The organism is Ruegeria sp. CK2 (assembly GCF_056536585.1).
This window is the reverse complement of record NZ_JBQFPW010000046.1, coordinates 1-3,486: the sequence shown is the minus strand read 5'-3', so window position 1 is coordinate 3,486 and position 3,486 is coordinate 1. Positions and strand designations below refer to the sequence as shown.

General features: G+C 57.9%; 1 protein-coding gene. It reads right to left on the bottom strand.

The genetic code is table 11. The features are described 5' to 3' along the window. Positions 1-2,983, bottom strand: a 2,983-nt coding sequence (locus ACR0BU_RS24570; RefSeq protein WP_480739548.1) for an autotransporter outer membrane beta-barrel domain-containing protein, incomplete at its 3' end; no start/stop codon positions are given. Between the last annotated feature and the right edge of the window lie 503 nt (positions 2,984-3,486).

Here is a 3,486-nt window from a genome sequence, read left to right as displayed (position 1 = left end):
GCAGCGACGCAGGGCCATTCAGGGCCAGCAGCGACTGGCCATAGCTGTCATAGATCGGCGCAGACGGTTGCCAGTTTCTCCCACCGGTCTCTGACATCGCGCTCAACACCCAACCGCGGCCATCCTCCGCCTCGGTCAGCGTATAGAGGTGGGCCCCCGAGACAACTGCTTGCGCCCCGTCCGACATGACATGGTTGCCATCCACAAGGGTGAACGTTCCATTAAACGTTCCGCCAACAGAGACCACGTCGATCTCCAGCGGTGTGTCTTCGTCACCGGCGCTGTCCAGGTTGGTGACTGACAGCATCATCTCGCCCGACGCGTCGCCCTTGATCTCAAGCCTGTCGGTGTTCGCATCATTGCCAGCGAGAACTGCATCCAGCGCAAAGACACTTGTTCCCGATCCGGTGTAGTCCCCCTCAACGGTGATCACATCATCCGCAGCCCCGTCCTGCACGCTTAAGACGACAGAGCCATCATTGGTCACATCACCTGCGATGGTGATCCCCCCTCCCCCGCCAGAGGCGCGGAACGCGGACCCGGTGTTGATGGACAACTGATCTATATCGAGCCGGGTAAGCTCATTCAGGCGCAGGTTTGTGTCATTCAGCGTGACCCGTTCCCAGTTGCGGAAGTTCTCTGCCGTGTTGCTGATGGTCTGGCCATGCAGCGTTAGCTGATCGTTATCCCCCGCACCACCATCCAGAACGTGGGATCCGTCATAGGTGCTTTCGGCAAAAATCGTGACGGTATCGTCACCCGCACCGCCATAAATGCCACCGGTGAAGCGGCCATCTTCTATCTTCAGGATATTTTTACCCCCCACAAGACGAATATCCCCGGTGAAACGGCCACGTTCCAAGGTCAAGGTATTGTTGCCCTCACTGCCATAGACATCGCCGGTGATGCTTCCGCCTGTCACAATCAGCTTATCGTCACCGGCAGCAAGCTCAATATTGCCTTTGATGTTCCCTGCCGACCTGATAACCGCCGTACCGTCGTCGTCTGCTATCGGCACGCCATCTCCCCCGGCAGCGGCAGTCTCCGTGCGTATTGCAATGCCACCCCCCCCGGCAATCACATTGGCACCGCTGACAATATCAATCGTCCCGACTTTGCTGGATATCGTTCGGATCGCGGCGTCGCCTGCTCTTGATCCGCCTTTCACATACCCAGCCACTTCTATGTCAAAGCCTTGTGCGCCTAACGTAACACGGTCGTTCGGGGTGGTGGTGTCGTCATCTGCATCCACTTCATTCCCTGAGATGCGGATCCCGTCTGAACCCGCTCCTTCAGCTGTGACCCTGGCAAACGTACCCAGCTTGACAATCCCCCGCGCCTGCGTCGCCGAGCCGTCCACGTACCGCGTGAAATTGTTGCGCCTTTGCGCTTGCGCTTCCACATAAATCCCGTGAGACCCATTCCCCTTCGTGGTGATTGTGCCATTACCAACACTCATGTCCACGATCATGTCACCCAGACCAGAGTTGTGCGCCAAAATCCCATGGGAGTTGCCACCACCACTCTCCCCCGTCACGATCGTCCCCCCGGTCATTTCCACCGTCGCCACTCCTATACTGTCCGAGTTGTCGACCTGCGCCTCAAGCCCGTAGGAGTATGAACCATGCGTGGTGATAGAGCCGCCCTCCATTCGCGTCAGCGCTTTGCCTTTGCCGCCATTGGCCTGCGAATCAGCTCCAACGCTATTGATACCTTTAATCTCAATCGTCCCGGCTTTTATTAGGGCCGTCGCCACCCCCGTGGATTCACTATCCCGACTGTCGCTTGCCGCCCGAAGCCCGTGCGCCTGGTTTCCATCCGTCGTGATGAAGCTTTCGCCATCCACTTGATTTATTTCCGCAGTCGCATTGCCAACGCCAGTGTTTCGCGCCCGAACCGCGGTTGAAGATGCAAACGTCTCGATCGTCCCCCCGGATATTTTCGCCACCATATGGGCCCCTAAATTGTGCGCGGCTGCCTCGTTATCGTTCCCCCCGTAGGTTGCGTTAACCGCGAAAGCATTTCCCCCCCCTGTCGTGGTGATTTTGCCGCCACTCATGTGCGCAACTGCTTCGGCGTGTTCGCTTGCGGAACGGGACGTTGCCCGCAGGCCGAGACCACCGCTATTCTCGTTGTGGATTTCGCCTCCGCTCATTGACGCCGTCACCCTGCCGATATAGTCCGTTTGGTGGGAACCTGCTCTAACCGCGGATGAAGCCCCTGCCGCCGCCTTAGAGTGGATGAAACCGTCCCTCATTTCAGCAGTCACATTACCGCCACTTTCCACAGTAAAAGTGCCATCACTATTCTGTACCACACGACCCTGCCTACTCACGGTGAACGCCGAAACCCCCTCGGTAAAGTTACCACCTTCAATAGCAATCTTTCCTCCGGTCATGAGCGCCATGGCTTCGGGTGTGCTCGCAGTCGCGGCTTTGATCGCATTGTAGCCAACCTTCGCAAGAAGCCCGGCAGAACCATCACTGCTTATAGTGATGTTATCTGCACTGTTAATATCGAGGCCATCGGTGGCAACATCCAGCCGGGCTTCCACGTTTCCAGTACCTGTGGATGTAGTCTCCGCCGAAAGCCCATGATTGTGGAGCTCGTTTTTCGTAGCGTTGATCGTCCCTTTCGTCATGCTCACAGAAACATTCTCGCCACCCCCATAAGTCACTTCCACCCCCTCGCCGCGCGCAGTGAAATCAGGATGGTCTGGCAGTGTCAGGGTGTGAACCGCATCTGCTTCGGTGTAGACGATGCCAAAATCGTATTTGATAGCGTCACATGTGGCCACGCCACCTGTTACCGTACACGCGGCCTGTGCTGCGCTGCCGCTGAACAGCACTGCAACCGTCGCCACGACCGAAAACCCCGGCGCAATGCTGGCCACCTGGCCCTTAAACTTGGTCAAACGACCAGCCCGAACCGAGCCGTTGAGCGAGCGAAGGGCGGGCTGGGTGTCTGAGGACTGGTTTGTCATTCTGAAACTCTCCTGTGAGGGACTTGAGCACAATCGAGGCAAGGCACTGCCCTGCCCGTCAGGCAGTCAGTGGGTTGGCATAAATGCGGGCATAGGTATGGGGATCGGCCGGAGGCGTTGTGTGAGCCTCAGCCAGAAGCGAACCACAGTTGGCGGTCGGCAGCGCAGCTTTCGCGCCGTCCGTACTGATCGGAAGAAGAGGTGACAGAGGGGTGCAGCTGATCTCGCACCGGTAACAGCCACATGGGGCGTCAACAGAAGGTAGTACGGCCGTGTCAGACCATCCAATCCGGAAACCGGGACAGGACTGTCAGTTAACCCATACGTGGTGGCCGACTTGCGGCCGGATGTTAGGCTGTCAGGGTGATGTAACCGGTCAGTGCTGCTGTGTGCGCCAAGGCGCAGCGGCGGCCCGATGAACCGATGAACCGATGAACCGATGAACCGATGAACCGATGAACCGATGAACCGATGAACCGATGAACCGATGAACCGATGAACCG